1 protein-coding gene is annotated in these 411 nt (G+C 19.7%); it reads right to left on the minus strand.

Features of this window, described 5'->3' with window-relative positions:
* Positions 1–161: 161 nt before the first annotated feature.
* On the minus strand, positions 162–411 hold a 250-nt coding region (locus tag ON17_RS02605; RefSeq protein ID WP_026072010.1), incomplete at its 5' end, for a hypothetical protein.

Genomic DNA, 411 nt, shown 5'->3' on the forward strand with positions numbered 1-411 from the left:
TGCAACTTATATTATTATTTATTCCTTGAAATATATTAACTTTTTTTGAAATTTTCTGCTAGTTCTTAATTGTTTAAAAGGAATTATTTTTTGTTTTTTTTCTAATATTTTAATTTGAGAATAAAGGTTTGATAATTTAATCAAATAATTCTGTAAATTCATCATCTAATTGTTAGATTGTGTTTTTGAATTTGTTCTAATATTAGAAAAATTTGATTTTTATCTTCTTTATCACCATTTAAAAAAACCCATTTGGTTACATTTTTAATATCATGATTAATTAAATTGGGGTATTTTTGTTTTGAATTTTCAACAAAACCTTTTATTTGTTTTTCTATGGTATTAATCACATTCATTTGGTATGAAATTGATTTTTGTTCGTTATTCATCGCCATTACTTTATTATTATTT

It is taken from the genome of Poinsettia branch-inducing phytoplasma str. JR1, from assembly GCF_000309465.1.
In the GTDB taxonomy this organism is placed as follows: Bacteria; Bacillota_I; Bacilli_A; order Acholeplasmatales; family Acholeplasmataceae; genus Phytoplasma; species Phytoplasma pruni.